This is a genomic window from Streptomyces sp. NBC_00239 (genome assembly GCF_036194065.1).
Classification (GTDB): Bacteria; Actinomycetota; Actinomycetes; order Streptomycetales; family Streptomycetaceae; genus Streptomyces.
The window spans coordinates 6,640,647-6,663,422 of sequence record NZ_CP108095.1 but is presented as its reverse complement, the minus strand read 5'-3'; the positions used below and the strand labels follow the sequence as shown (position 1 = coordinate 6,663,422).

Sequence of the window (22,776 nt, the reverse complement as noted above, 5' to 3'; positions counted from 1 at the left end):
GTGAGGTGGTGCCGACGCGTGATTGCGCGGCGGCGGCCGAGCCTCCATGCTTCCTGACACACAGTCAGATGTGAAGGGGTGGACGGCTGATGGACCAGACGCAGCGGCGCGGCCGAAGGATCATGATGACCGGCGAGGAGGTCGACGCCTTCCTCGCGGAGCAGCGCACCTGCCGGGTCGCGACGGTCTCCCCCGACGGCCGCCCGCACGTGGGAGCCCTGTGGTTCGCCTGGGACGGCACCTCCCTGTGGCTGTACTCGATCACCCGCAGCCGCCGCTGGTCCGACCTCACCAAGGATCCGCGGATCTCGGTGGTCGTGGACGCCGGCGAGTCGTACGACGAACTGCGCGGCGTCGAGCTGTCCGGCAGCGCGGTCTTCGTGGGCGAGGCTCCGCGCACCGGCGAGCCCTGCCCCGAGCTGACCCGTCCGGAGCAGCTGTTTCCGGCCAAGAACTTCGGCATTCCCGAGATGCCCCACGACGGACGCCACGCCTGGATCCGGCTCACTCCCGACTCGATCGTGTCCTGGGACTTCCGCAAACTCTGAGCGGTCCGCCCGCACCGCACAGGAGCGGCCGGAGCAGCAGGAGCGGCATGAGCAGCAGGAGCGGCAGGAGCGGCCAAGTCGGCCGGACGGGCCGGATCGGCGGGATCCTGCGAGGGTCGGCCGGATCGGTCAGATCCACGCGAAGATCCGCGCGGTCGCCTTCCCCGCCTCGTCGGTGTCGAACTCGAATACGGCGGCGAGGCCGTTGAGGCGGGTGAAGGAGGGTGCGGCCGTCTCGTAGAAGATGGCGCCGCGCCAGTTGATCCCGCCCGCGTCGGTGAAGTGGCCGACGCCGGATCCGTGCCAGGTGGCGGTCTCCCCCTCCGCGCTCGTCACGATGCCCTGGCCTTCGCCGAAGAGCGTGCCGTCGGCCCGCGTGACCGACTCGTACGTGCCCATCTCCTTGACCGGCGCGCCCAGAAGCGTCCCGGCCGCCTGGATCGAGGCCTCCGTGACGGCGTGCCCGCCGTCGGTGGAGAGCACCCGGACGCTCGTGATCTCGCCCTGTTCCTCAGCAATCAGTTCGCCCAGCATGACGGGACTCCTCTCCGGCCCCCTCCCGAGGTTGCGGATGGCTCCCCTGCTTCCGGAGTACGCCTGACTCCGGGACCCGTCAAGCCGGGCGGGCCGGGCCGCCCTTACCCGGCTCGGCCGGCGGCCCCTACACGGCTCCCGCCGCCCGCCCGTAGGCCGCTCCGGCCGCCTGCAGGGCCGCCACCGCGGCGCGTACCGACGGCCGGCGGTCGGCGTCCGCCCGCCACACCGCGTAGATGTGCCGCAGGACCGGGTCGCGGACCGGCAGCAGCCGCACGCCGGGCGGCACCGGGCCGCGCCCCAGCCGGGGGGCCACACAGACCCCGAGCCCGGCCGCGACGAAGGCCAGCTGGGTGTGGTGCTCCTCGGCGATGTGCTCGATGCGCGGCTCGATCCCCTCGCCGCGGAGCGTGAAAACCAGCCATTCGTGGCAGAACTGGCCCTCGTTCCAGGAGATCCAGTCGTCCTCGGCGAACTCCGCGAGGGACACCTCGGCGCGGTCCGCGAGGGGATGGTCCGCGGGCACCGCGACATCGGCCGCGTCGTCGAGCAGCGGGGCCCGCACCAGTTCGCCGGGCACCGGCATCCGCTTGTTGTACCAGTCGATGGCCACGGCCAGGTCGAAATCACCGCGCACGACGGCCGCCATGGCCTGCTCGGGTTCGGTCTCGCGGGTACGCACCCGCAGTTCGGGGTGGTCGCGGCGGAGCGCGCCGATCGCGGCCGGGCACAGGCCGCGCAGGGCGGTCGGGAAGGCGGCGATCCGCAGTTCGCCCACGGCCCGGCCGCGCTGCGCCTCGACGTCCGCCTGGGCCTGCTCCACCTGCGAGATGATCCGCGCCGCGTGCCCGGCGAGCAGTTGCCCCGCCTCGGTGAGGCGCACGCCCCGGCCGTTCTTGGCGAGCAGCGGCTGGCCGACCTCACGCTCCAGTTTGGCCATCTGCTGGGAGACGGCGGAGGTGGTGACGTGGAGTCCGCCGGCCGCGCCGCTGACCGAGCCGTGGCGGGCGAGGGCGTCGAGGGTGCGCAGGCGCTCCAGATTCAACATGTAAGCAACACTACGCTTTCCGGTCGAGAGAATCTCGCTTGTGCTACGAGGTACGGCCCAGCAAGGTGAGCCGTATGAGCGCACCCGCAGCCCCGTCGCACCGCCCTGCCGCCCCCGCCACACTCGTCTCCCCCGTCTCCCGCGTCGCCCCTGCCACCGCCGCCGCCCCGGCCGCCGCCCGGCCCGGGCTCGACTGGCGGCTGCGGTTCGCCGCCCTCTCCACGATCTGGGGGTTCAGCTTCCTGCTGATCAAGGTGGGCACCGACGGCTACGCGCCGCTCCAGGTGACCCTCGGCCGGGTGTTCTTCGGCACGGCGGTGCTGGGTGCGGCGCTGCTGGTCAAGCGGGAGCGGCTGCCCCGCGGGCTGCGCACTTGGGGGCACCTGGCGGTCTCGGCGCTGCTGCTCAACGCGTTGCCGTTCACGCTGTTCGCGTACGCGGAGCTCACGATCCCGTCCGGTCTGGCGGGGATCTGCAACGCCACCTCGCCGCTCTGGGGCATGGCGCTCTCCCTGGTGGCGCTGTCGGAGGACCGGCCGACCCGGCGCCGGGTGGCGGGCCTGGGCATCGGCTTCCTCGGGGTGCTGACGGTGCTCGGCGCCTGGCAGGGCTTCTCCGGCCTCGACGCCTCCGGCACCGCGATGGCCCTGCTCGCGTCGTTCTGCTACCCGGTCGGCTGGATCTACGTACGGCGCACCCTGGCCGGCAGCACGAGCTCGCCGATCGCAATGACGGGCGCGCAGCTGGCGCTGGCCACCCTCCAACTGGCCGTGGTGACCCCGCTGGCCACCTCCGCACCGGCCGCGTTCCCGCTCTGGCCGACCCTGGCGGTGCTGGCCCTGGGCGTCCTCGGCACCGGGCTCGCCCTACAGATGCAGTACGGGCTGGTCGTCGAGGTCGGTCCGACCACGGCCCAGATGGTCACCTACTTCATCCCGGTGATCGCGACCGCGGCGGGCGTGCTGGTCCTCGGCGAGTCCACGCACTGGAACACCCCGGTGGGCGCACTGATCGTGCTGGCGGGCGCGGCCCTCACCCAGAGCCGCCCCAAGCCCCGCGCCGGCGCCTGACCGGCCGGCCCGGCCGGCCGCCGGAACGGCACCCCGCACCCGCCCCCCGCACCCGCCCCCCGCTCAGGCGAAGCGCGATCCCGCCGCGGGCCGGACCGCGGCGGCCACGGCATCGGCGAGCGGCTCGATGTCGTGTTCCGTCAGCGAGGACACGGTGAGCCGGACCCCGGGCGGGCCGGCCACCCGGAACCGCGCCCCCGGCGCCACCGCCCAGCCCGCCTGGAGCAGCCGGGTCGCCGCCCCGGTCTCGTCGGCGACCGGCACCCATACGTTGAGCCCGCTGCGCCCGTACGACTCGATGCCGCGCCCGGCCAGCGCCCCGATCAGCGCGTCCCGCCGGGCGGCGTACGACCGGGCCACCACGGCCGGGTCCACCGCGCGCTCCGACCACAGGTGGACCACCGCGTACTGGAGCAGCCGGCTGACCCAGCCGGGCCCGAGCCGGTAGCGGCCGCGCACCCGGTCGAGGGTGGTGTCGTCCCCGGTGAGCACCGCGAGCCGCAGGTCGGGCCCGTACCCCTTGGCGGCGGAACGCACGAACACCCAGCGGTCGGTGGCGCCGGCCAGCGTGTGCAGCGGCAGGTCGACGATGGCGTGGCCGTGGTCGTCGTCGATCACCAGGACGTGCGGGTGGCCGGCGAGCACCGCGCGCAGTGCGGCCGCCCGCGGTCCGGTCACGGCCGCACCGGTCGGGTTCTGCGCCCGGTCGGTGACGATCAGCGCCCGGGCCCCGTCGGCGAGCGCCCCGGCCACGCTGTCGGGCAGCGGCCCCTCCTCGTCGAGGGCGACCGGCAGGATGCGCAGCCCCATGGCGGGCACCAGGTCGAGGAGGCTGCTCCAGCCCGGGTCCTCGACGGCGACGGCGTCGCCCGGCTTGAGGTGCGCGGCCAGCACCCGTTCGATCGCGTCGAGGGAGCCCGAGGTCACCGCGACGGGCCCGGCGGGCACCCCGTCGGCGTCGAAGCCGGCCCGGGCCAGCCGTTCCAGCTCCGGCAGCACGGTGTCGTACCCGTACAGGCCCGGGTGCGCGGCGTTGCGCCGGGCGGCGGCGGCGAGGGCTTCGGTGAGCGAGGGCAGCAGGGCGACGTCCGGATTGCCCGTGGCGAGGTCGCGGACCCCGGGGAGCACGTCGACCCGGACCGCGTCGCGCGGCGCGGTGGCGGGCCGGGCCCGGACCCGGCTGCCGCGGCGGCCGTCGGTCTCGATGACACCCCGCTCGCGCAGCGTCCGGTAGGCCGCGGCCACGGTGTTGGGGTTCACCCCGAGCGTGGCGGCGAGCTCCCGCATCGGCGGGAGCACCGCGCCGGGCGCGAGCTCCCCGGACCCCACGGCCTGCTCGACGCTCGCGGAAATCTCCGATGCACGACGCCCACTGATCATGTACCCTCCTAGCACAAACCAGATTATGCACTAGTGCAATGGAGATCGCAATGTCCGCCGCCACCGCCCCCGCCGAGTCCACCGGGGCCTACGAGCCGACCGACCGCACGGTTCCCACCCGGTCCCGCGAACGTGCGGCGTACGACCGCGAAACCGTGCACGCGATACTCGACGAGGCCTACGTCTGCCACCTCGGCTTCGTCCGCGACGGCGCCCCCGTCGTGCTGCCCACGCTCTACGGCCGGGTCGGCGAGACCCTGTACGTGCACGGCTCGACCGGTTCGCGGCCGATGCGCGAGGCGGGCGCCGGCGGCGAAGCCGACCCGGGGCTGAAGGTGTGCCTGACCGTCACCCACGTCGACGGCCTGGTGCTGGCACGTTCCGCGTTCCACCACTCCATCAACTACCGCTCGGTCGTCGTGCACGGCACCGCCTACCAGGTGACCGACGAGGCCGAGCGCCGGATGGCCCTCGACGCCCTCGTCGACCACGTCGTCCCGGGCCGCTCCGCCGACTCCCGCCCCGCGAACGCCAAGGAACTCGCCGCCACCGCCGTGGTCCGCCTCGACCTCCGCGAGGTCTCGGCGAAGATCCGCACCGGCGGCCCGAACGACGACGCCGAGGACCTTTCGCTGCCGTTCTGGTCCGGCGTGGTCCCGCTGCCGCGCACGTACGGCACCCCGATCCCGGCGGCCGATCTCGCGGACGGCATCGAGGTCCCGGAGTACATCACCGCGCTCTAGCCCGGCGACACACGGCACACCACCCAGCCTCGGCGGCGTTTGAGGCGCAGGGTTCGGGCGGAGCCCGACCCAGCCTCGCCGGCGTTTGAGGCGCGGGGTTTGGGGCGGAGCCCCAAGAACAAACGACCCGCCTCCGCAAGACACGGGCCCGGGTAGCCGTACAGGGGTCGGCTACCCGGGCGCCGTCATGCCCCGGCTACCCCGCCACCGCCAGGCTCCGGCGCGATTCCGCGAACGTCAGCCCCGCCACCGCCACGAGCAGCAGCAGCGTGCCCGCGACCGTCGCCGACGAGAGTTCCTCGCCCAGCAGCGCCACCGCGATCACCGCAGCGCTCACCGGCTCGATCAGCATGATCACCGAGACCGTGGCGGCGCGCACCGCGGCCGCTCCCGTGAAGTAGAGCGCGTACGCCAGCGCGGTCGGCACCGCGGCCACGTAGACGAGCAGCCCCAGCACCCGGCCGGCGTCCGCCGCGTGCGGCAGCAGCCCCTCCGCCAGACCGAGCGGCAGCAGCGTGACCGTACCGACCGCCAGCGACCAGGCGGTCGTCACCAGCGGGTCCCCGGCCGCGCCGCGGCGGCCCAGCGCCCGGGTCCGCAGGGTCATCCCGGCATAGCCGGCCGCGGACAGCAGCGCGTATCCGACCCCGAGCGGCCGTACCGTGCCGCCGCCGCTGCCCAGCACCAGGACGCACAGCCCGGCGAGCGCTCCGCCGACGGCGAGCGCGCCCCCGAGACCGAGCCGCTCCCCCATCCCGAAGCGCGCGCCGAGCGCGATCAGCACCGGCCCGGCGCCGAGGCAGACCACGGTGCCGACGGCCAGCCCGGTCTCCAGCACGGCGGCGAAGTACGCCGCCTGGAACAGGGTGAAGAGCAGCCCGGTGGCGACCAGCGAGCCGCGCGCCTGAACGGCGACCGCGGCCGGACCGGCGGGCAGGGGCGATCCCGCCCGGCGCCTCCGCAGCGCGAGCGCGCCCAGCAGCAGGACGAGCCCGCCCGCGCAGCGCCAGAAGGTGAGGGCGAGCGGGCCCAGGTCGCTCGCGAGGTAGAGCAGCGAGGCGGCCGCTCCGGCGGTCCCCCAGGCGGCTCCGGCCACGATCAGGGACAGCAGGCTGCGCCCGAGGGGCGAAACGGGCAGGGAACGAAAAGTCGACACGTGCTTCTCCGCGGAATCAGGAAGGCAGGACGGGAGTCACTGGGTTCCGGACGCGGGCAGCAGCGGCCTGCCCGGGAGCTCCCCGGGCAGGGTCCTCGAAACGGTAGGCCTGCCGCCCGCTAGGAGGCGGGCGGCGGCAGCACGGTCGACAGCATGATCAGCACCCTATGCGGTGGTGGTCTCGTGGTCCAGGGCACCCGTCCCCGGCCGGTCCGCGGCATCGGACTCCCCGGCCGCGCCCGCGCCCGTACTCGTACGCGCGCTCGTACCCGGTCCGCCGGCCGCCACCGGCTCGGCCGGCCCGGCGGCGGGCCGCGAGGTCTGGGCGATGAAGGCGCCGAAGAGCACCAGCCCGCCGCCGACGATCTGCGGGGTCGAGAGCTGCTCGCCGAGCAGCACCCACCCGAAGACCACCGCGGTGATCGCCTCCAGGAAGGCCACCACCCCGGCCACCTGCGGCGAGAGCTTGCGCACCGACACGACACCGGTGACGTACGCGAACACGGTCGCGATCAGGACCACCCAGCCGAGCAGCGCCAGCGCCGGCACGTCGGTGCCGTTCATCGAGGCCGATCCGCCCAGCACCGACCAGTCCATCCGCCACGGCCGGGCGACGACCGTCAGCACCAGCATGCCGACGAGCATGCCGTACGCGATGACCCCGAGCGGGTCGGGCGCCTCGGACTTGCCGTCGCTGCCCTGGTCGGCGAGGACGAAGTAGCAGGCCTGGCAGCAGGCGGCGGCGAGGCCGAGCAGGACACCGAGCAGGTCCAGGCTCAGGCCCGCCCAGATCTCCACGACGAAGGCCAGGCCGGCCACGGCGAGGGCGGCTCCGCCCGCGGCGGCCCGGCTGACGGGCTTGCGCTGGACGAAGCGGATGTAGCCGAGGAGCAGCGCGGGGCCGAGGTATTCGAGCAGCAGCGCGACCCCGACCGGGATCCGGGATATCGAGGCGAAGTAGAAGGCCTGGACGCCGGCGACCGCCAGGAGGCCGAATCCGGCGAGCAGTGCGGGCCTGCGCCGCACCAGGGAACGGTGTTTCCAGGCCAGCGGTGACAGCACGAGGGCGGCGCCGGCCACCCTGAGCCACACCACGTGGAGCGGGTCGAGACCCGCCTCGATCAGCGGCTTCGCCGCCACTCCGGAACCACCGAAGGCGAGGGCCGAGACCAAAGCGAGTCCCAGCCCGGCATTTCTCCCTGACGCTTGCATCCGGCCATCATGACACCCGAGGTCAGCACCGTCATCCCTGTCACACCTGTTGAGACGGCGGCCTCGGCGGGCCCGGCCCACCCCCGATATCTGACAGGTCGTCAGTATTGAATGTTCCGGCCGTGCGGACTACGTTCCGCGGCACGAACCGTCGAGAAGGGGTGGTCGCATGGCCGAAGTCACCGCGGAATCACGCATCGAGGCGCCCGCCGCGAAGGTCTGGTCGCAGCTGACCGACTGGAGTGCGTACGGCCAGTGGAGCCAGACCCACACCAGCTTCCCGAAGGGCGGCCCGGAGAACCTCGCGGTCGGCGCCACCTTCGAGGAGAACATGAAGATGATGGGCTTCCCGGCCGAGGTGACCTGGACGGTGGAGGCCCTGGAGGACGGACGGGTGCTGGCCATCCGCGGCAAGGGCCCGATGGGCGTGGTCGTGGGCACCCGCTACACGCTGGTCCCGGACGGCGAGGCGACCACGGTGCGCATCGACGGCGACTTCACCGGCGCGGCCGTCTCCCTGATGGCCGGCAAGCTCAAGGACTCGGCGACCGCCGCCCTCAACGAGTCGCTGCGCAAGCTCGCCGCCCTGGTCGCCTGACCCCTCCGCACCGGGACCCTCCGCACCCGGACCCCCCGTACCCGGACCCTCGCACCCGGATCCCGTACGAACGCACCACAGCGCCCCGCGGGCTCACCGCGGGGCGCTGCCGCCTTTCCGCCCGGCCGGGCAGACCTGGCCGGCCGCTGCTCAGTCCTCGTCGGCCAGGATCAGGTAGAGCTTCTTGCGGGCGTCGCCGATGACCGCGAGCGCCTTCCGGCGCTGCTCGGGCGTCCCGGTCTTGAAGACCTGCCCGAACGCCTCCATGAGGCCGAATCCGGCTTGGCGGACCTCGTTCATCGAGTCCCAGTCGACCCCGCGCCCGGCTTCCTCCCAGGGCGCGTCGGGGCCGGTCTCGGCCTCGGCGCGACCGGCCTCGGTGAGCGTGAACAGCTTCTTGCCGCCCTCGCTCTCGCTGGTGATCAGCCCCTCGTCCTCAAGCATCTGGAGCGTGGGGTAGACGGAGCCCGGGCTGGGCTTCCACGCCCCGCCGCTGCGCTCCCCGATCTCCTGGATCATCTCGTAGCCGTGCATCGGCCGGTCGGAGAGCAGCGCCAGGATCGACGCCCTCACGTCTCCGCGCCGGGCCCGCCGGTGCGGACCGCCGCGGCCGCCCCGCCCGAACGGCCCACCGCCGAAGGGCGGCCCGAACGGCCCGAACGCGGCGCGCCTGCCCTCGTACTCCCCGTCCCGACGGTCCGGCCCGCAGTGGCCGTGACCCCGCCCGTGCTCATGGCCGCGCTCGTGCCCGTGTCCATGTGAACGCATGACCGCGCTCCTTTCGTCATCGTTGGTTCCGAACAGTCACAACCGATCATCGACCGGTTCCGATGCTTCAACGATATATCGGTAGTCTCGGCATGACAAGACACCGAACACGTTCCGGCGTCCACCGCCGGCCCGCCGATCGCGATCTTGACGCCCCGGCCGTATCCCGCCTTAGGTTCGTGGCATGCGCATTCGTATCGTCGACGCCTTCACCGACCGCCCCTTCTCAGGCAACCCGGCAGGGGTGCTCGTCCTCGACGGGGACGGTTTCCCCGCCGACGACTGGCTCCGGCAGGTGGCCGCCGAGGTCAACCTCCCCGAGACGGCCTTCACCCACCCGCTGCCGCCCGGCGGCCCCGCGGGCTGGGCGCTGCGCTGGTTCACTCCGACGACCGAGGTGGACATGTGCGGGCACGCCACGCTCGCCACAGCGCACGTGCTGGCCGCCGCCGGTCTGGCGCGCGGCGCCATCCGCTTCGCCGCCCGCTGCGGGATCCTCAGCGCGGAAGCCGGTGCGGACGGCCTGCTCACCCTGGACTTCCCCACCTCGACCCTCACCCCGGTCGAGCCCCCCGCCGAGATCGCCGCCGCGCTCCGGGCCGAGATCGTCTCGGTGCACGACACCTCCGACCACATCGGCGACCTGCTCGTGGAGCTCCGCGACGAGGAGGCCGTACGCACCCTGCGCCCGGACCTCGCCGCCCTGCGCGGGTACGCCCGGCGCGGGGTCGTGGTCACCGCCGCCGCCGAAGACCCGGCCCGCGGCTACGACTTCGCCTCCCGCGGGTTCTTCCCGGCCGCCGGCATCGACGAGGACCCCGTCACGGGCAGCGCGCACACCGCCCTCGCCCCCTTCTGGGCCGCGCGCCTGGGCCGTACCGAACTCACCGGATTCCAGGGTTCCGCCCGTACCGGCCTGGTCCGCGTCAGCCTGCGCGACGACCGCACCCTCCTGACGGGCCGCGCCGTGACCGTGATCGACGGCGAACTGCTCGCCGGACCGTAACGCCCCGAGTGGCATCGCGAGGCCCCCGCGCCGGGGGCCGCCCGCGCGCCCCGGCGCGACGCTGCGACCCTTGTCGGGTCAGCCCTTGTCGGGTCAGCCCTTGTCGGGAGTGGGCAGCCAGTCGACGTGGCCGGCCAGCAGCGCGTACCCGACGAAGGCCACGACGTCGAGAAGCGCGTGGGCCACCACGAGCGGACCGATCCGCCCCCACCGGCGGTACAGCAGCACGAAGACGGCGCCCATCACCATGTTCCCGATGAACCCACCGATGCCCTGGTAGAGGTGGTACGAGCCGCGCAGTACCGAGCTGGCCACCAGCGCGGCCATCGGCGTCCAGCCCAGCTGCCCCAGCCGGCGCAGCAGGTATCCGAGCACGATGACCTCCTCCACCACGGAGTTCTGCACGGCGGAGAGGATCAGCACGGGGAACTTCCACCACACGTCGGGCAGCGCCTCCGGCACCACCGTCAGGTTGAAGCCGGTGGCCCGCGCGACCAGGTAGAAGGCCAGCCCGGCGCTGCCGATACCGGCCGCGACCAGCGCCCCGCGCCCGCCGTCCCACCAGGGCCGCGAGCGGTCGAAACCGAGGGCGCGCAGGCCGCCGGCGCCTTCCCGGGTCAGCAGGTGCGCCACCAGCAGCACCGGCACCAGCGCGGTCGCGATCCCGAAGAGCTGCCAGGCCAGGTCCAGCCAGGGGCGGCCGGGCGCGTACGAGCCGTTGAGGGTCGCCGCCTGGTCCTTGAGACCGCCCGGCTTGGTCAGCGATCCGATGAAACTGATCAGCGCGGACACTCCGCTGGCCCCCAGCGAGAGGGCGAGCACCAGCAGCGTCTCGGACCGGAGGATCCCCCGGTCCAGCACTACCCCATCCGAAGATCCGACGACCTGTCCCGGCTCTGCCCGCACGACTGACTCCAGTTCAGCTTTCCCGCACCCGCCACACCTCCCACCATGGTCTCGTAAACCCATACGAAGATCACGCCCAGAACCCAAGTCCAGCCCACCGAACCCATCCCCCGCCGGCTCACCGAACCCATCCCCCGCCGGCCCCCGCCGCCCCGAACCCAGCCCCACCGGCTCACCCAACCCAGCCCCGCCGGCTCACCGAACCCAGCCCCGCCGGCGTTTGAGGCGCGGGTCCGGGCGGAGCCCGGTGCCCGGCGTCAGCCGGGTTGCTTGGGGCTCCGCCCCGAAGGCCCGGCCCGCCCCGGCCCGGCCGCACGGCCGTCACCCCCGCCCGACCACCGCGGCAGCGACCCGCTCCCCGTCCGCCAACCCGGCCGGCCACGTATGCACCGGCTCCCCCCGCCGCATCAGCTCCGCATAGCGCCGCGTCAGCGCCGCCAGCGCCGCGTCCCGCCCGAGCCCGGCCGCCCGCGCCCGGTGATACGTGTCCACCTGCCAGGTCGCCCCGTTGACCCGCCGCCGGCAGCGCTCCTCGATGATGCCCAGGTACAGGTCGCGGTCGGCCGGCTCGATGCCCCAGGCGTCGAGCCCGGACGCGGCGAGCGGCAGCAGCTCGTCCAGGACCAGCCGGACCGCCGACACCGTGGCCAGGCCGCCGCCCCGCCCGCGCCGCGGCCACCGCAGCCGGGCGTCGATCCCGTACCGGCAGGCCGCGTCGAAGTTGGCCTCGGCCTCGGCGAACGACATCCGCGTCCACACCGGCCGCGCCTCGTCGGCCAGCGCGCGCACCAGCCCGTAGTAGAAGGCCGCGTTGGCGACGACGTCGACGACCGTGGGACCGGCCGGCAGCACCCGGTTCTCGACGCGCAGGTGCGGCACCCCGTCCGCCACCCCGTACACCGGCCGGTTCCACCGGTACACCGTGCCGTTGTGCAGGACCAGCTCCTGCAGCCGCGGCACCCCGCCCTCGTCGAGCACCCGCAGCGGCTCCTCCTCGTCGCAGATCGGCAGCAGCGCCGGGAAGAAGCGCACGTTCTCCTCGAAGAGCTCGTACGCGGAGTCCACCCACCGCTCCCCGAACCAGGTGCGCGGCCGCACCCCCTGGGCCTGGAGCTCGGGCGGCCGGGTGTCGGTTGCCTGCGTGAACAGCGGCGGCCGGGACTCGCGCCACAGCTCCCGGCCGAACAGGAAGGGGGAGTTGGCGCCCACCGCGATCTGCACGGCCGTCACCGCCTGCGCCGCGTTCCACACCGCCGCGAACCGGCCCGGAGTGACCTGGAGGTGCAACTGCACCGACGTACAGGCCGCTTCGGGCACGATCGACGTGGTCGTGCAGGTCAGCCGCTCCACCCCGTCGATGTCGAGGGTGAAGTCCTCGCCCCGCGCGGTCACGATCTGGTTGTTGAGCAGCGTGTACCGGTCCACGTCGGAAAGGTTCGCCGACACCAGGTCGGCGTGCGCGATGGTCGGCAGAATACCGATCATCACCACACCGGCATCGATCTCCGCAGCCATCCGGTGCGCATACCCGAGCCCGGTCTGCAATTCCTCCGTGAGCTGGTCGAACACCCTCCCGCCGATCCGGTGCGGGACAATGTTGACCTCCAGGTTGAACATCCCGAGTTCCGTCTGGAAATCTGAACTCGCAATCCGGTCGAGCACCTGGGCATTCATCATTCTCGGCAGTCCGTCGGAACCCGCGAGATTCAGCTCGATCTCCAGCCCCATGAGATTCTTCGGGCGGTCGAACCTCTTCTCCGCCAGAAGCCGCCCCAGTCCCTCAAGGCACTCGTGGAGCTTCCGCCGGTACCTTTGCCGATCGGACAGGTCGAAATCGCCTGCCACGACCTTCTCCCCCATCGAAGCGTCCCTCCTCGGCTGGGCGCCAACCGGGTGCCCGGCCGTCGCGTTACGGTCGATGATGCCCCGGCGCGGTGATCGATAACGCACCGGCGCCCGTTCCCGCCGGGAGCGTGCGCCGGTTTGGCCGAAGCAGCGCTTCGGCATATTCACTTCGCATGGACCGCTGCGCACATTCCGCCCGACCGTGCCGCGCTCTCAATACCGGCGCTTTCCAGCCGAGCCCCCTTCGGGTAACCTCCGAGGTCAGCGCGGCAATCCCGCGCACCCTCGACATGAAATCCACGGCAGCGGGACCGGTATGCCCCTTGTCCGCTTTAGGCGGGACGGCTACCCGAAACACTGCGTGAACACGTGTCGTATAAACTCCGCAATCAAGGCAGAGAGTTGGCGCGCGGCCATTGCCCCTCCACCCCTCTCTGGCCCCAGAATGCGACAGCGCCGTCCGCACTCTCTGCACCCACCGCACTCCCCCCGTTTCCACAGGTCTCCCAAGTGAGAGGCGACCCATCATGCCGCTGCATGTCCCTCCTGCCCCCGCGCCCGCCCTGCGCAGCGTCCTCGCGGCACTCGGTTCCCCCCTGGCCGTCCATGAGGCCCACACTCCCGCCCTGCGTGCGCTGCAGGGCCCGGTGACCGCCGAACTCCCGCTCCCCGTACACGTCCTGGAGCGGCTGAACCTCTCGCGGGCCACCGGCGGCCGGCCGCCTCGCACCCGACTGTCCGGCTGGCGGTTCCTGATCCGCAGCGGCGACCGCTTCGTGGCCGCGGCCGACACCCGGCTCACCGCCGACGGCTGGGTCTTCTCCCATTTCTTCGAGGGGCCCTACGTGACCGCCACCGAACGCGCCCTGCGCCAGGCGGAGTCACTGGGCACGCCGTTCCAGCCCCGGCTGCTGTCGGTGCCGGAGCTGTACATGCTGACGCTGTGGCTGCACCGGGCGGTGGGCGCCGACCCGGCCGCCGGGCTGCCGGCCGCCGCCGATCTGCTGGTCCCGCTCGCCCCGGCGCCGCCCGGGATCGCCGCGTACCGGCCGCATCCGGTGTCCGAACTGCTGCCGGTGCTGACCCACCGGCTGGCCCCGCCCGCCCTGGCCACCCCCGCCTGACCGGGTACGCCATTCGGACTAGCCCGCTCGGGCCATCCGCGAACCACCCGAAAAGGCCGGGCAGTTGAACTGAACCGCCCGCAGGAGTGATGCGTCATCAATCGGTGAGGACAGCTACCGGGAAATCCCTGCGGAACGACCGCCGTGGGGCAACACTTGTCCCGGACCAACCGAATGACGATACGGGGGGCGGCCATGAACACCGCATCGAGCCGCAGCACACTCACCACACCGCAGCGAAAGAACGCATCCATGTGCCAGCACCAGCCACCTTGCCCGTCAGCCGACTCCGCCGACCGGGAGGCCGCCCGGCCGGTGGCCAACCACCCGGAACAGGGCTGGAGCCTGCTGTGCAATGGCGTCCTCCTGTTCGAGGACACCGGTGAGCTGCTGCCCGACGGCCAGATCATCGCCCCGCACCGCCCGCTGGCGGCCTCGCAGGTGATGCGGGCGGCCTGACGGAGCCGCCCACCGCGCACGGAGCACGAAACGGCCGAGGGCCGGTACCGGGAGGGTCTCCCGGTACCGGCCCTCGGCCGTGCGGCATCCGTCAGTTGTCGTACTCGTCCAGCGGCGGGCAGGAGCAGACCAGGTTGCGGTCGCCGAACGCGCCGTCGATACGGCGTACCGGCGGCCAGTACTTGTCCGCGGCCGAGACGCCGGCCGGGAAGACGGCCTCGTCACGCGTGTACGGGTGCGTCCACTCGCCGCCCAGCGCCGCCGCGGTGTGCGGGGCGTTGTGCAGCGGGTTGTCGTCCGCCGGCCACTCGCCCGCGGAGACCCGCTCGATCTCGCCGCGGATCGCGATCATCGCGTCGCAGAACCGGTCGATCTCGATGAGGTCCTCGGACTCCGTGGGCTCGATCATCAGCGTGCCGGCCACCGGGAAGGACATCGTCGGCGCGTGGAAGCCGTAGTCGATCAGGCGCTTGGCGATGTCGTCGACGCTGACGCCGGTCGCCTTCGACAGCGGGCGCAGGTCGATGATGCACTCGTGGGCGACGAGTCCGCCCGGACCGGTGTAGAGGACCGGGAAGTGCGGCTCCAGGCGCTTGGCGATGTAGTTGGCGCCGAGGACGGCCACCTGGGTGGCGCGCTTGAGGCCCTCGCCGCCCATCAGGCGGACGTACGACCACGAGATCGGCAGGATGCCGGCCGAGCCCCACGGGGCTGCCGAGATCGGGCCGACGCCCGTCTCCGGGCCCGCGGTGGGCTGCAGCGGGTGGTTCGGCAGGTACGGCGCGAGGTGCGCGCGGACGCCGACCGGGCCGACGCCGGGGCCGCCGCCGCCGTGCGGGATGCAGAAGGTCTTGTGCAGGTTCAGGTGCGAGACGTCGCCGCCGAAGTGGCCCGGCTTGGCGAGGCCGACCAGCGCGTTGAGGTTGGCGCCGTCCACGTAGACCTGGCCGCCGGCGTCGTGCACCTGCGCGCAGATGTCCGCGACGTGCTCTTCGAACACACCGTGCGTGGACGGGTAGGTGATCATCAGCACCGAGAGCTCGTCACGGTACTGCTCGATCTTGGCGCGCAGGTCGTCGGCGTCGACCTCGCCGTCGTCGGCGGTCTTGACGACGACGACCTTCATGCCGGCCATGACGGCGCTGGCGGCGTTGGTGCCGTGCGCCGAGGACGGGATGAGGCAGATGGTGCGCTGGGTGTCGCCGTTGGCGCGGTGGTAGGCGCGGACCGCCAGCAGACCGGCCAGCTCACCCTGCGAACCGGCGTTCGGCTGGATGGAGACCTTGTCGTAGCCGGTGACCTCGCAGAGACGTTCCTCCAGCTCGTTGATGAGCGTGAGGTAACCCTCGGCCTGCGCCACCGGGGCGAACGGGTGCAGCTGACCGAATTCGGGCCAGGTGACCGGCTCCATCTCGGTGGTCGCGTTGAGCTTCATGGTGCAGGAGCCCAGCGGGATCATGCCGCGGTCCAGCGCGTAGTCGCGGTCCGAGAGCTTGCGCAGGTAGCGCAGCATCGCGGTCTCGGAGCGGTGCTGGTGGAAGACCGGGTGGGTCAGGTAGTCGTCGGAGCGCAGCAGGCCGGCGGGAAGCGCCTCGGCGACGGACTCGTCGAGGGCCTCGATGTCGGCGGTGACGCCGAAGGCGGCCCAGACGGCCTCGATGTCGGCGCGCAGCGTCGTCTCGTCGCAGGCGGCGGAGACGTGGTCGGCATCGACGCGGAACAGGTTGACGCCGCGCTCGGCGGCGGCGGCCACGACCTCGTCGGCACGGCCCGGGACGCGGGCGGTGAGGGTGTCGAAGAACGCGTCGTGCAGGATCTCGACGCCGCCGGCCTTCAGGCCCGCGGCGAGGATGCCCGCGTAGCGGTGGGTGCGGCGGGCGATCGTCTGCAGGCCCTGGGGGCCGTGGTAGACGGCGTACATGCCGGCCATGACGGCGAGGAGCACCTGGGCCGTACAGATGTTGCTGGTGGCCTTCTCGCGGCGGATGTGCTGCTCGCGGGTCTGCAGCGCGAGGCGGTACGCCTTGTTGCCGTCCGCGTCCACGGACACGCCGACGAGGCGGCCGGGCAGCGAGCGGGCGTGCTTGTCCTGGACGGCCATGTAGCCGGCGTGCGGGCCGCCGAAGCCCATCGGGACGCCGAAGCGCTGGGTGGTGCCGATGGCGATGTCCGCGCCCAGCGCGCCGGGCGAGGTGAGCAGGGTCAGCGCGAGCAGGTCGGCGGCGACGGTGACGACGGCGCCGAGCTCGTGGGCCTGGTCGATCAGCGGCTTGATGTCGCGGACCGCACCGGAGGCGCCCGGGTACTGGATCAGCACGCCGTAGACACCGCGCTCGGCGATCTCGGCGGGGATGCCGGCGGACAGGTCCGCGACGACGACCTCGGTGCCGGTCGGCTCGGCGCGCGTCTCGATGACGGCGATGGTCTGCGGCAGCGCGTCGGCGTCGACGAGGAAGACCCCGCCCTTGACCTTGCCGACCCGGCGGGCCAGCGTCATGGCCTCGGCGGCCGCAGTGCCCTCGTCGAGCAGCGAGGCGCCGGAGGTGGGCAGACCGGTCAGTTCGGCGACGACGGTCTGGAAGTTGAGGAGCGCCTCCAGGCGGCCCTGCGAGATCTCCGGCTGGTACGGCGTGTACGCGGTGTACCAGGCCGGGTTCTCCATGACGTTGCGGAGGATCACCGGCGGGGTGAAGGTCCCGTAGTAGCCCAGGCCGATCATGGAGGACATGACCTTGTTGCGCGACGCGAGGGTGCGCAGCTCGGCGAGGACCTCGGCTTCGGTACGGGCGGCGGGGAGGTTCAGGGCCTCCGCGCTCTTGATCACGTCCGGCACCGCGGCGGCGGTGAGCTCGTCGAGCGAGCCGTAGCCGACCTGGGCGAGCATCTTCGCCTGCGCCTCGGCGTCAGGGCCGATGTGACGCTGTTCGAAGGGGATGCCGCTCTCGAGCTGGGAAAGCGGAATGCGGTGGGCGGTCATGGCAGGAGGCCTCCTGGTCTCGCGACCTTCGAGGGGTGCCACGACGCGGGCACCCGGACGGCCTCCCCCTCTGTCATCTCAACCTGAGAGCTTCACCGGGTCTCCTGGGGGTAACCCGTGGAGGTCCCGGCTTTCACCGTCGGTGAGGAAGGGTCCCGGACACCCGTCCGACGCCCGTCCTGCTTTCCAGAGTGGCCTCGTCCGTGCGGTACGTCTGCCTGAGAGATTCCGGGGAGGATTTGCTCCTTCGGCGCCCCCGTCGTGTTCACTCGGGGGACTCTCCCGCACAGGGTCAGCAGCCGGAAACCAGACTACCAGCGAGGTTGCTGGGACTCCCTCGAGTGGCCCCCTCTCCAAATATGCACTTCTGTAGTCATAACGGAGCAGTTGCGACCAAATGGAGGGACCGTGCAGACCGATATCGATCCGCGCAGCCTGATCGGCCGCAAGGCGTTCGACCGCAATGGCACCAAGATCGGCACGGTCGACGAGGTGTACCTCGACGACGCGACCGGCATCCCGGAATGGGCGGCCGTCCGCACCGGTCTCTTCGGCAGGGACGCCTTCGTCCCGCTGGAGCCCAGCGAGCTGGTCGGGGGCACCCTCCGGGTGCCGTACGAACGCGCTCTCATCAAGGATGCACCCGATTTCGGGGTGGGGCGCCACCTCTCACCGGAGCAGGAACTCCAGCTCTACCACCACTACGGGCTGGACGTGGCGCTGCCCGGCGACATCGCGGCGGCCGCCCCGCCACCGGACCGCGATTTCGGCCGGCTGAGCACGGACGAGGGCTGACCCACCAGCGGCAGCGGCTCCGCGGGCTCCAGGCCCGGATCGTCCACCGCGAAGGTGCGCACCCGGCCCGGAGCGGAACCCGGCTCCTCGAACCGCACGGTCACCCGCCCCACTCCGCTCCCCTGGACCCAGCCGGGCCCGTATTCCGCGTGGCGGACATCACTGCCGGCCGCCCAGTGCCGCTCCGCCGCCGGAACGCCGGCCGGCCCCGCCCCCTCGGGCAGCGCCCCCTCCGCCGCGGGCCCGCCCTCCTCCCCGGCCCCGCCGCCTTCGCGGGCCCCGGGCGCGCCGCTCTCCCCTCCCGCTGCCCGCGCCTCCTCCGCCGCCCTCGCCTCCTCCGCGGCCCGGGCCTCCGCCTCCCCGGCCGCCTGCGCGAACAGATCCTCCTGGGTGTAGTCGGCCAGCCCCGAGACCCCGACCCCCAGCAGCCGCACCCCGCCGGTGGTGTCCACGGCGTCCAGCAGCCGGGCGGCCGCCTCCCGCACCACGGCCGGGTCGTCGGTGGGCCCGCGCAGCGTCTCGGAGCGCGTCAGCGTCGAGAAGTCGTACCGCCGCACCTTGAGGACGATGGTCCGGCCGGAGTGCCCGGAGCCCCGCAGCCGCTGCACGCACCGGTCGGCCAGTCGCTGCACCTCGGTGCGGATCCGGACCCGGTCGTGGAGGTCCACGTCGAAGGTGTCCTCGACGGAGACCGACTTGGCGTCCCGCTCCGCCACCACCGCCCGGTCGTCCCGGCCCAGTGCCATCCGGTACAGGCCCACCCCGTGGGAGCGCCCCACGAGCCGTACGAGCTCGTCCTCGCCGGCCTCGGCCAGCTCGCCCACGGTGGTGATGCCGGCCCGCCTCAGGTGCTCACCGGTGGCCGGGCCGACCCCGGGCAGCGTGCGCACCGGCATCGGCGCGAGCAGTTCCCGCTCGGTGCCGGGCGTGATGACGACCAGCCCGTCGGGCTTGGCCTCCTCGGAAGCGATCTTGGCGAGCATCTTGGAGCCGGCCAGCCCGACCGAACCGCTCAGGCCGGTGGCCGCCCGGATGTCCTCGCGCAGCCGCATCCCCACGGCCCGCGCCGTCGCGGCGTCGGCCGCCACCCCGCCCGCCTCCAGGTCCACGAAGGCCTCGTCGAGGCTGAGCGGCTCGACGAGCGGGGAGAGCTCCCTCAGCAGCTCCATCACCCGCTCGCTCACCGAGCGGTACAGCAGGAAGCGCGGCACCAGGTACGCGCCGTTCGGGCACAGCCGCCGGGCCTGGGCCATCGGCATGGCCGAGTGCACGCCGAACCGCCGGGCCTCGTACGAGGCGGTGGCGACCACACCGCGCGGCCCGAGCCCGCCGACGATCACGGGCTTTCCGCGCAGGCTGGGCTTCGCCGCCTGTTCGGCGGCGGCGAAGAAGGCATCCATGTCCAGATGCAGGATCGTCGGCGCGGCTCTCACACGTCCGATGCTGCCCTACGGCACTGACAACGCGCCCCGGCTCACACGGCCCGGTTGCGGCGCCTGGCGAGTTCGTCGGCGGGGTTGAGCCCGATCAGGGTCTCGCCGGTGTCGACGCGCTCGCCGTGCAGCTGGGAGAGGGCGTTCTCCACGTCGCGCCGGACCACGCCGACCGCGATGCCGAAGACGCCCTGACCGCCCTGGAGCAGGCCCACGACCTCGTCCGGGGAGGTGCACTCGTACACGGTCGCGCCGTCGCTCATCAGCGTCATGCGCTCCAGGTCCGCGAATCCGCGCTCGCGCAGGTGCTGCACCGCGGTGCGGATGTTCTGCAGCGCGACCCCGGTGTCGAGGAAGCGCTTCACGATCTTCAGCACGACCACGTCGTGGAAGCTGTAGAGGCGCTGGGTGCCCGAGCCGTACGCCGGGCGCACGCTCGGTTCGACGAGCCCGGTGCGGGCCCAGTAGTCCAGCTGCCGGTAGGTGATGCCGGCGGCGGCGCACGCCGTCGGACCCCGGTACCCGATCTCCTCGGATGCCGGGTCGGCGTTCACCGCGTTCGCCACGCTCGACACCGCTTCCGGCTGACGGCGCGCGGAACCGGCCGTACCGCCGTGCAGCGGATACGGACCGCTCTCCCCCGGACTGCGTGCGGGGATGCCCCCGGTCGTACCGTCGCCGCTGATTCTCACGCCGACCCTCCGTCCTAGACCTGCCATCTCGACGGTAGGCAGTCACCCGGGGTGCGTCAACGATCGCCACACTCGGCACGCCGAGTGATAATCACCCTGAGAGTGGTTTCCCGCACCTCTCCGCGGGGAAAGGCTACTCGAATGCCTTGAGCATTCCTTGAGGTCGGCTCACTGGTTGCCCGTGCCGAAGTCCTCGGGCGAGATCTGGTCGAGGAACTCGCGGAACTTCTCCACCTCGTCCTCCTGCTCGTCGGGAATGGCGATTCCGGCGTCGTCCAGGACGCCGTCGCTGCCGTAGATCGGCGTACCGGTGCGCAGGGCCAGCGCTATCGCGTCGGACGGCCGCGCACTGACCTCCACGCCGCTGGCGAAGACCAGTTCCGCGTAGAAGACGCCCTCCCGCAGGTCCGTGATGCGTACCTCGGTGAGCTCCTCGCCCACCGCCTCCAGCACGTCCTTGAAGAGGTCATGCGTCAGCGGCCTGGCAGGGGCCATGCCCTGCTGGGCGAAGGCGATGGCAGTCGCCTCTCCAGGACCGATCCAGATCGGGAGGTACCGATCGCCTCCCACTTCGCGCAGGAGCACGATCGGTTGGTTGGAGGGCATTTCCACCCGGACACCCACAACGTCGAGCTCGTTCACACAGCAACCCTAGGACCTGCCCGGCCGGTTTGGGTAGTCGGGGTCCTCCGCCGTCAGCGGAGCCGCACCCCCAGAGCGGTCTGGACCAGCGCTTCGTGCAGGCGTACGGAGATCCCGGCGAGCTCTTTCAGGGTCGCCTCGGCATGCGCCCTGGTCTGCGGGTTGCGGTGGCGCCGCAACGGTGCCACGACCTGTTCGACCAGGCCGGCCTCCCGGTCCGCGGCCGCCTTCATGGCCCGCAGGTGCCGCGGTTCCAGGCCGAAGCGGCCCAGATCGGCCAGCAGTTTGGCCACGGTCACCGCCTCGGCGTCGTACCCCCCGCCCGCCCCTTCGGCGATCAGGCCGTACGACTCCCACTCGACCAGCTGTACCTCGTCGACCTCGGCGGCGGCGAGCAGCTCGGCCCGCCCGACCCGGGCCACGGTGGGCTCCTCGGGGTCCGCGGGCAGGACCGCCGCCAGCGTCGGGTCGCCCTGCGGCGAGGGCGTCGGGATGCGGACCTGCTCACCGCGTGCGAGCGCGTCGAGGTGCTCGCGGATGACCTTCAGCGGCAGGTAGTGGTCGCGCTGCAGCCGCAGGATCCGGGCGAGCCGCTCGACGTCCTGCGGGCTGAACTTGCGGTACCCCGAGGGCGTGCGCTGGGGCTCGACGAGCCCTTCCGCCTCCAGGAACCGGATCTTGGAAATGGTGACTTCGGGGAACTCGCCGCGCAGCTGGTTGAGCACCGTACCGATGCTCAACAGCCGCCCGGCCGAGCCGACGGCGCCGTTTCCGGCACCGCCCGTCGGTGTCAGCAGCATGGACCTTCCCTGGGAGTACCCCCGGACAGGGTCCGGGGGGAGGGTCAGATGCCTCGCTGGCTCGCGTAGAAGACCAGTCGGTACTTGCCGATCTGCACCTCGTCGCCGTTCGTGAGCGAGACCGACTCGATCGGCTCACGGTTGACGTACGTGCCGTTCAGGCTGCCGACGTCGGAGACGGTGAAGCCACCGTCCTGGCGCCTGCGGAATTCGACGTGCCGCCGGGAGACCGTGACGTCGTCCAGGAAGATGTCGCTCTGCGGGTGCCGGCCGGCCGTGGTCAGCTCGCCGTCCAGGAGGAAGCGGCTGCCCGAATTCGGACCGCGGCGGACGATGAGCAGCGCCGAACCCGACGGGAGGGCCTCCACCGCGGCCTGGGCCTCGGGAGAGAGCGAGGGAGCGGCGTGCTGGCCGGTCACCTCGGCCTCGTAGGCCTCCAGCCCGGAGATCGAGATGGTCGACGTGGTCTCCGAGGCACGCTCCGGCGTCAGGCCCGGCCGCAGCGGCGCCCCGCAGTGCGAACAGAAGCGGCCGTCCGCACCATTGCGGTGCCCGCACCTGCTGCACACCTGGACGGCCGACATGGACGGCTCCTCGCGCCGCGGCTGCCCCGCGGAGGCATTGGTTGCGTACGGATCGGGGGAGAACCCTCCACCCGCACTTGAGGTTGATGGTTCACCGAAACCTATGCGGCCGGACGCGGCAGGGTCAACAGACGACGCGCCTTGAACGCCCGAATTGTCACCCGCCCCCGCGACCTCGTCGCGGAACAGCGGGCGGTCGCCCTGCGCTTCCCCGTCTCCGTGCCGCGACGCGCGGTGCTTGGCCGCAGCGCTTTCCTCGCGAGCCTTCTTGCCGAACAACTTCTCAAACAATTTCACGGGCGATTCCCCTTGACCGAAACAGACCCGCCCGTGGGGCAGGACGAACCCTGAATGCACACACCTGCCGACCCGGACATTCTCACAACGTCCGTAACCACCAGACAGTTTCCACCACGCACCGCTCGTTCGGTGCGCCGACCCCCCGCAAGCGGCAGC

Annotated in this window: 22 protein-coding genes and 1 riboswitch; of the genes, 8 read left to right on the top strand and 14 right to left on the bottom strand. The window is 72.5% G+C overall.

Going from position 1 to position 22,776, the window contains the following annotated elements:
• The first annotated feature begins 89 nt into the window (after positions 1–89).
• Complete coding sequence (locus tag OG764_RS29315) at positions 90–548, top strand: pyridoxamine 5'-phosphate oxidase family protein (RefSeq protein WP_328971424.1); 459 nt, start codon at positions 90–92, stop codon at positions 546–548.
• Between the two features lie 129 nt (positions 549–677).
• Here OG764_RS29315 and OG764_RS29310 read toward each other — a convergent pair whose 3' ends face one another.
• Together OG764_RS29310 and OG764_RS29305 are read right to left on the bottom strand one after the other, a co-directional pair.
• The gene (locus tag OG764_RS29310) at positions 678–1,082 is read right to left on the bottom strand and encodes a hypothetical protein (RefSeq protein ID WP_328971423.1); all 405 of its coding nucleotides are present in this window, start codon (positions 1,080–1,082) and stop codon (positions 678–680) included.
• Positions 1,083–1,209: 127 nt separating this feature from the next.
• Entirely contained in the window at positions 1,210–2,130 is a 921-nt protein-coding gene (locus OG764_RS29305; protein WP_328971422.1) for a LysR family transcriptional regulator, read from the bottom strand.
• A 38-nt stretch (positions 2,131–2,168) separates the two neighbouring features.
• On the opposite strand from OG764_RS29305, the gene OG764_RS29300 reads away from it, so the two are divergent.
• Positions 2,169–3,200, top strand: coding sequence for a DMT family transporter (locus OG764_RS29300; RefSeq protein WP_328971421.1), 1,032 nt, complete (start codon positions 2,169–2,171; stop codon positions 3,198–3,200).
• 63 nt (positions 3,201–3,263) lie between these two features.
• Here the strand turns inward: OG764_RS29300 and OG764_RS29295 are convergent, their stop codons facing one another.
• Positions 3,264–4,595 (bottom strand): aminotransferase class I/II-fold pyridoxal phosphate-dependent enzyme, encoded by a 1,332-nt coding sequence (locus tag OG764_RS29295; protein ID WP_328971420.1) that lies wholly within the window; start codon positions 4,593–4,595, stop codon positions 3,264–3,266.
• Between the two features lie 23 nt (positions 4,596–4,618).
• Between OG764_RS29295 and OG764_RS29290 the strand changes: the two genes are divergently transcribed.
• Complete coding sequence (locus tag OG764_RS29290) at positions 4,619–5,323, top strand: pyridoxamine 5'-phosphate oxidase family protein (protein ID WP_328971419.1); 705 nt, start codon at positions 4,619–4,621, stop codon at positions 5,321–5,323.
• Between the two features lie 196 nt (positions 5,324–5,519).
• On the opposite strand, the gene OG764_RS29285 is transcribed toward OG764_RS29290, so the two are convergent.
• Together OG764_RS29285 and OG764_RS29280 are read right to left on the bottom strand one after the other, a co-directional pair.
• Positions 5,520–6,479, bottom strand: a complete 960-nt coding sequence (locus tag OG764_RS29285; RefSeq protein ID WP_328971418.1) for a DMT family transporter — start codon at positions 6,477–6,479, stop codon at positions 5,520–5,522.
• A 165-nt stretch (positions 6,480–6,644) separates the two neighbouring features.
• Entirely contained in the window at positions 6,645–7,691 is a 1,047-nt protein-coding gene (locus tag OG764_RS29280) for an EamA family transporter (protein WP_328971417.1), read from the bottom strand.
• Between the two features lie 169 nt (positions 7,692–7,860).
• On the opposite strand from OG764_RS29280, the gene OG764_RS29275 reads away from it, so the two are divergent.
• Positions 7,861–8,289 (top strand): type II toxin-antitoxin system Rv0910 family toxin, encoded by a 429-nt coding sequence (locus tag OG764_RS29275; protein ID WP_328971416.1) that lies wholly within the window; start codon positions 7,861–7,863, stop codon positions 8,287–8,289.
• Between the two features lie 150 nt (positions 8,290–8,439).
• On the opposite strand, the gene OG764_RS29270 is transcribed toward OG764_RS29275, so the two are convergent.
• On the bottom strand, positions 8,440–9,057 hold the full coding sequence (locus OG764_RS29270; protein WP_328971415.1) for a PadR family transcriptional regulator: 618 nt from the start codon (positions 9,055–9,057) through the stop codon (positions 8,440–8,442).
• 184 nt (positions 9,058–9,241) lie between these two features.
• Between OG764_RS29270 and OG764_RS29265 the strand changes: the two genes are divergently transcribed.
• Entirely contained in the window at positions 9,242–10,063 is an 822-nt protein-coding gene (locus OG764_RS29265) for a PhzF family phenazine biosynthesis protein (RefSeq protein WP_328971414.1), read from the top strand.
• Between the two features lie 93 nt (positions 10,064–10,156).
• Here OG764_RS29265 and OG764_RS29260 read toward each other — a convergent pair whose 3' ends face one another.
• Positions 10,157–10,969: a CPBP family intramembrane glutamic endopeptidase gene (locus OG764_RS29260; RefSeq protein WP_443056083.1), complete on the bottom strand. Its 813-nt coding sequence runs from the start codon at positions 10,967–10,969 to the stop codon at positions 10,157–10,159.
• Positions 10,970–11,290: 321 nt separating this feature from the next.
• Positions 11,291–12,829, bottom strand: coding sequence for a glutamate-cysteine ligase family protein (locus OG764_RS29255; protein ID WP_328971413.1), 1,539 nt, complete (start codon positions 12,827–12,829; stop codon positions 11,291–11,293).
• Positions 12,830–13,341: 512 nt separating this feature from the next.
• Between OG764_RS29255 and OG764_RS29250 the strand changes: the two genes are divergently transcribed.
• Positions 13,342–13,938 carry a hypothetical protein gene (locus OG764_RS29250; protein WP_328971412.1) on the top strand — a complete coding sequence of 199 codons (597 nt, stop codon included), beginning with the start codon at positions 13,342–13,344 and terminating at the stop codon, positions 13,936–13,938.
• Between the two features lie 252 nt (positions 13,939–14,190).
• Positions 14,191–14,397, top strand: coding sequence for a DUF5999 family protein (locus OG764_RS29245; protein WP_328971411.1), 207 nt, complete (start codon positions 14,191–14,193; stop codon positions 14,395–14,397).
• Positions 14,398–14,488: 91 nt separating this feature from the next.
• On the opposite strand, the gene gcvP is transcribed toward OG764_RS29245, so the two are convergent.
• Complete coding sequence (gene gcvP, locus OG764_RS29240; RefSeq protein WP_328971410.1) at positions 14,489–17,374, bottom strand: aminomethyl-transferring glycine dehydrogenase; 2,886 nt, start codon at positions 17,372–17,374, stop codon at positions 14,489–14,491.
• Between the two features lie 196 nt (positions 17,375–17,570).
• A riboswitch (glycine riboswitch) is annotated at positions 17,571–17,669 on the bottom strand.
• 113 nt (positions 17,670–17,782) lie between these two features.
• Here gcvP and OG764_RS29235 point away from each other — a divergent pair.
• Complete coding sequence (locus OG764_RS29235; protein WP_328971409.1) at positions 17,783–18,169, top strand: PRC-barrel domain-containing protein; 387 nt, start codon at positions 17,783–17,785, stop codon at positions 18,167–18,169.
• Here the strand turns inward: OG764_RS29235 and OG764_RS29230 are convergent.
• The 5 genes from OG764_RS29230 to OG764_RS29210 form a co-directional block, all read right to left on the bottom strand.
• Positions 18,076–19,602 carry a DNA polymerase IV gene (locus OG764_RS29230; protein ID WP_328971408.1) on the bottom strand — a complete coding sequence of 509 codons (1,527 nt, stop codon included), beginning with the start codon at positions 19,600–19,602 and terminating at the stop codon, positions 18,076–18,078. The two genes, OG764_RS29235 and OG764_RS29230, sit on opposite strands and share 94 nt — an antisense overlap.
• 41 nt (positions 19,603–19,643) lie before the next feature.
• Positions 19,644–20,294 carry a MerR family transcriptional regulator gene (locus OG764_RS29225; protein WP_328971407.1) on the bottom strand — a complete coding sequence of 217 codons (651 nt, stop codon included), beginning with the start codon at positions 20,292–20,294 and terminating at the stop codon, positions 19,644–19,646.
• A 168-nt stretch (positions 20,295–20,462) separates the two neighbouring features.
• On the bottom strand, positions 20,463–20,936 hold the full coding sequence (locus tag OG764_RS29220) for a bifunctional nuclease family protein (RefSeq protein WP_328971406.1): 474 nt from the start codon (positions 20,934–20,936) through the stop codon (positions 20,463–20,465).
• A 53-nt stretch (positions 20,937–20,989) separates the two neighbouring features.
• Positions 20,990–21,736, bottom strand: a complete 747-nt coding sequence (ftsR, locus tag OG764_RS29215; RefSeq protein WP_328971405.1) for a transcriptional regulator FtsR — start codon at positions 21,734–21,736, stop codon at positions 20,990–20,992.
• 44 nt (positions 21,737–21,780) lie between these two features.
• Positions 21,781–22,725, bottom strand: coding sequence for an FHA domain-containing protein (locus OG764_RS29210; RefSeq protein WP_328973221.1), 945 nt, complete (start codon positions 22,723–22,725; stop codon positions 21,781–21,783).
• Positions 22,726–22,776: the final 51 nt, after the last annotated feature.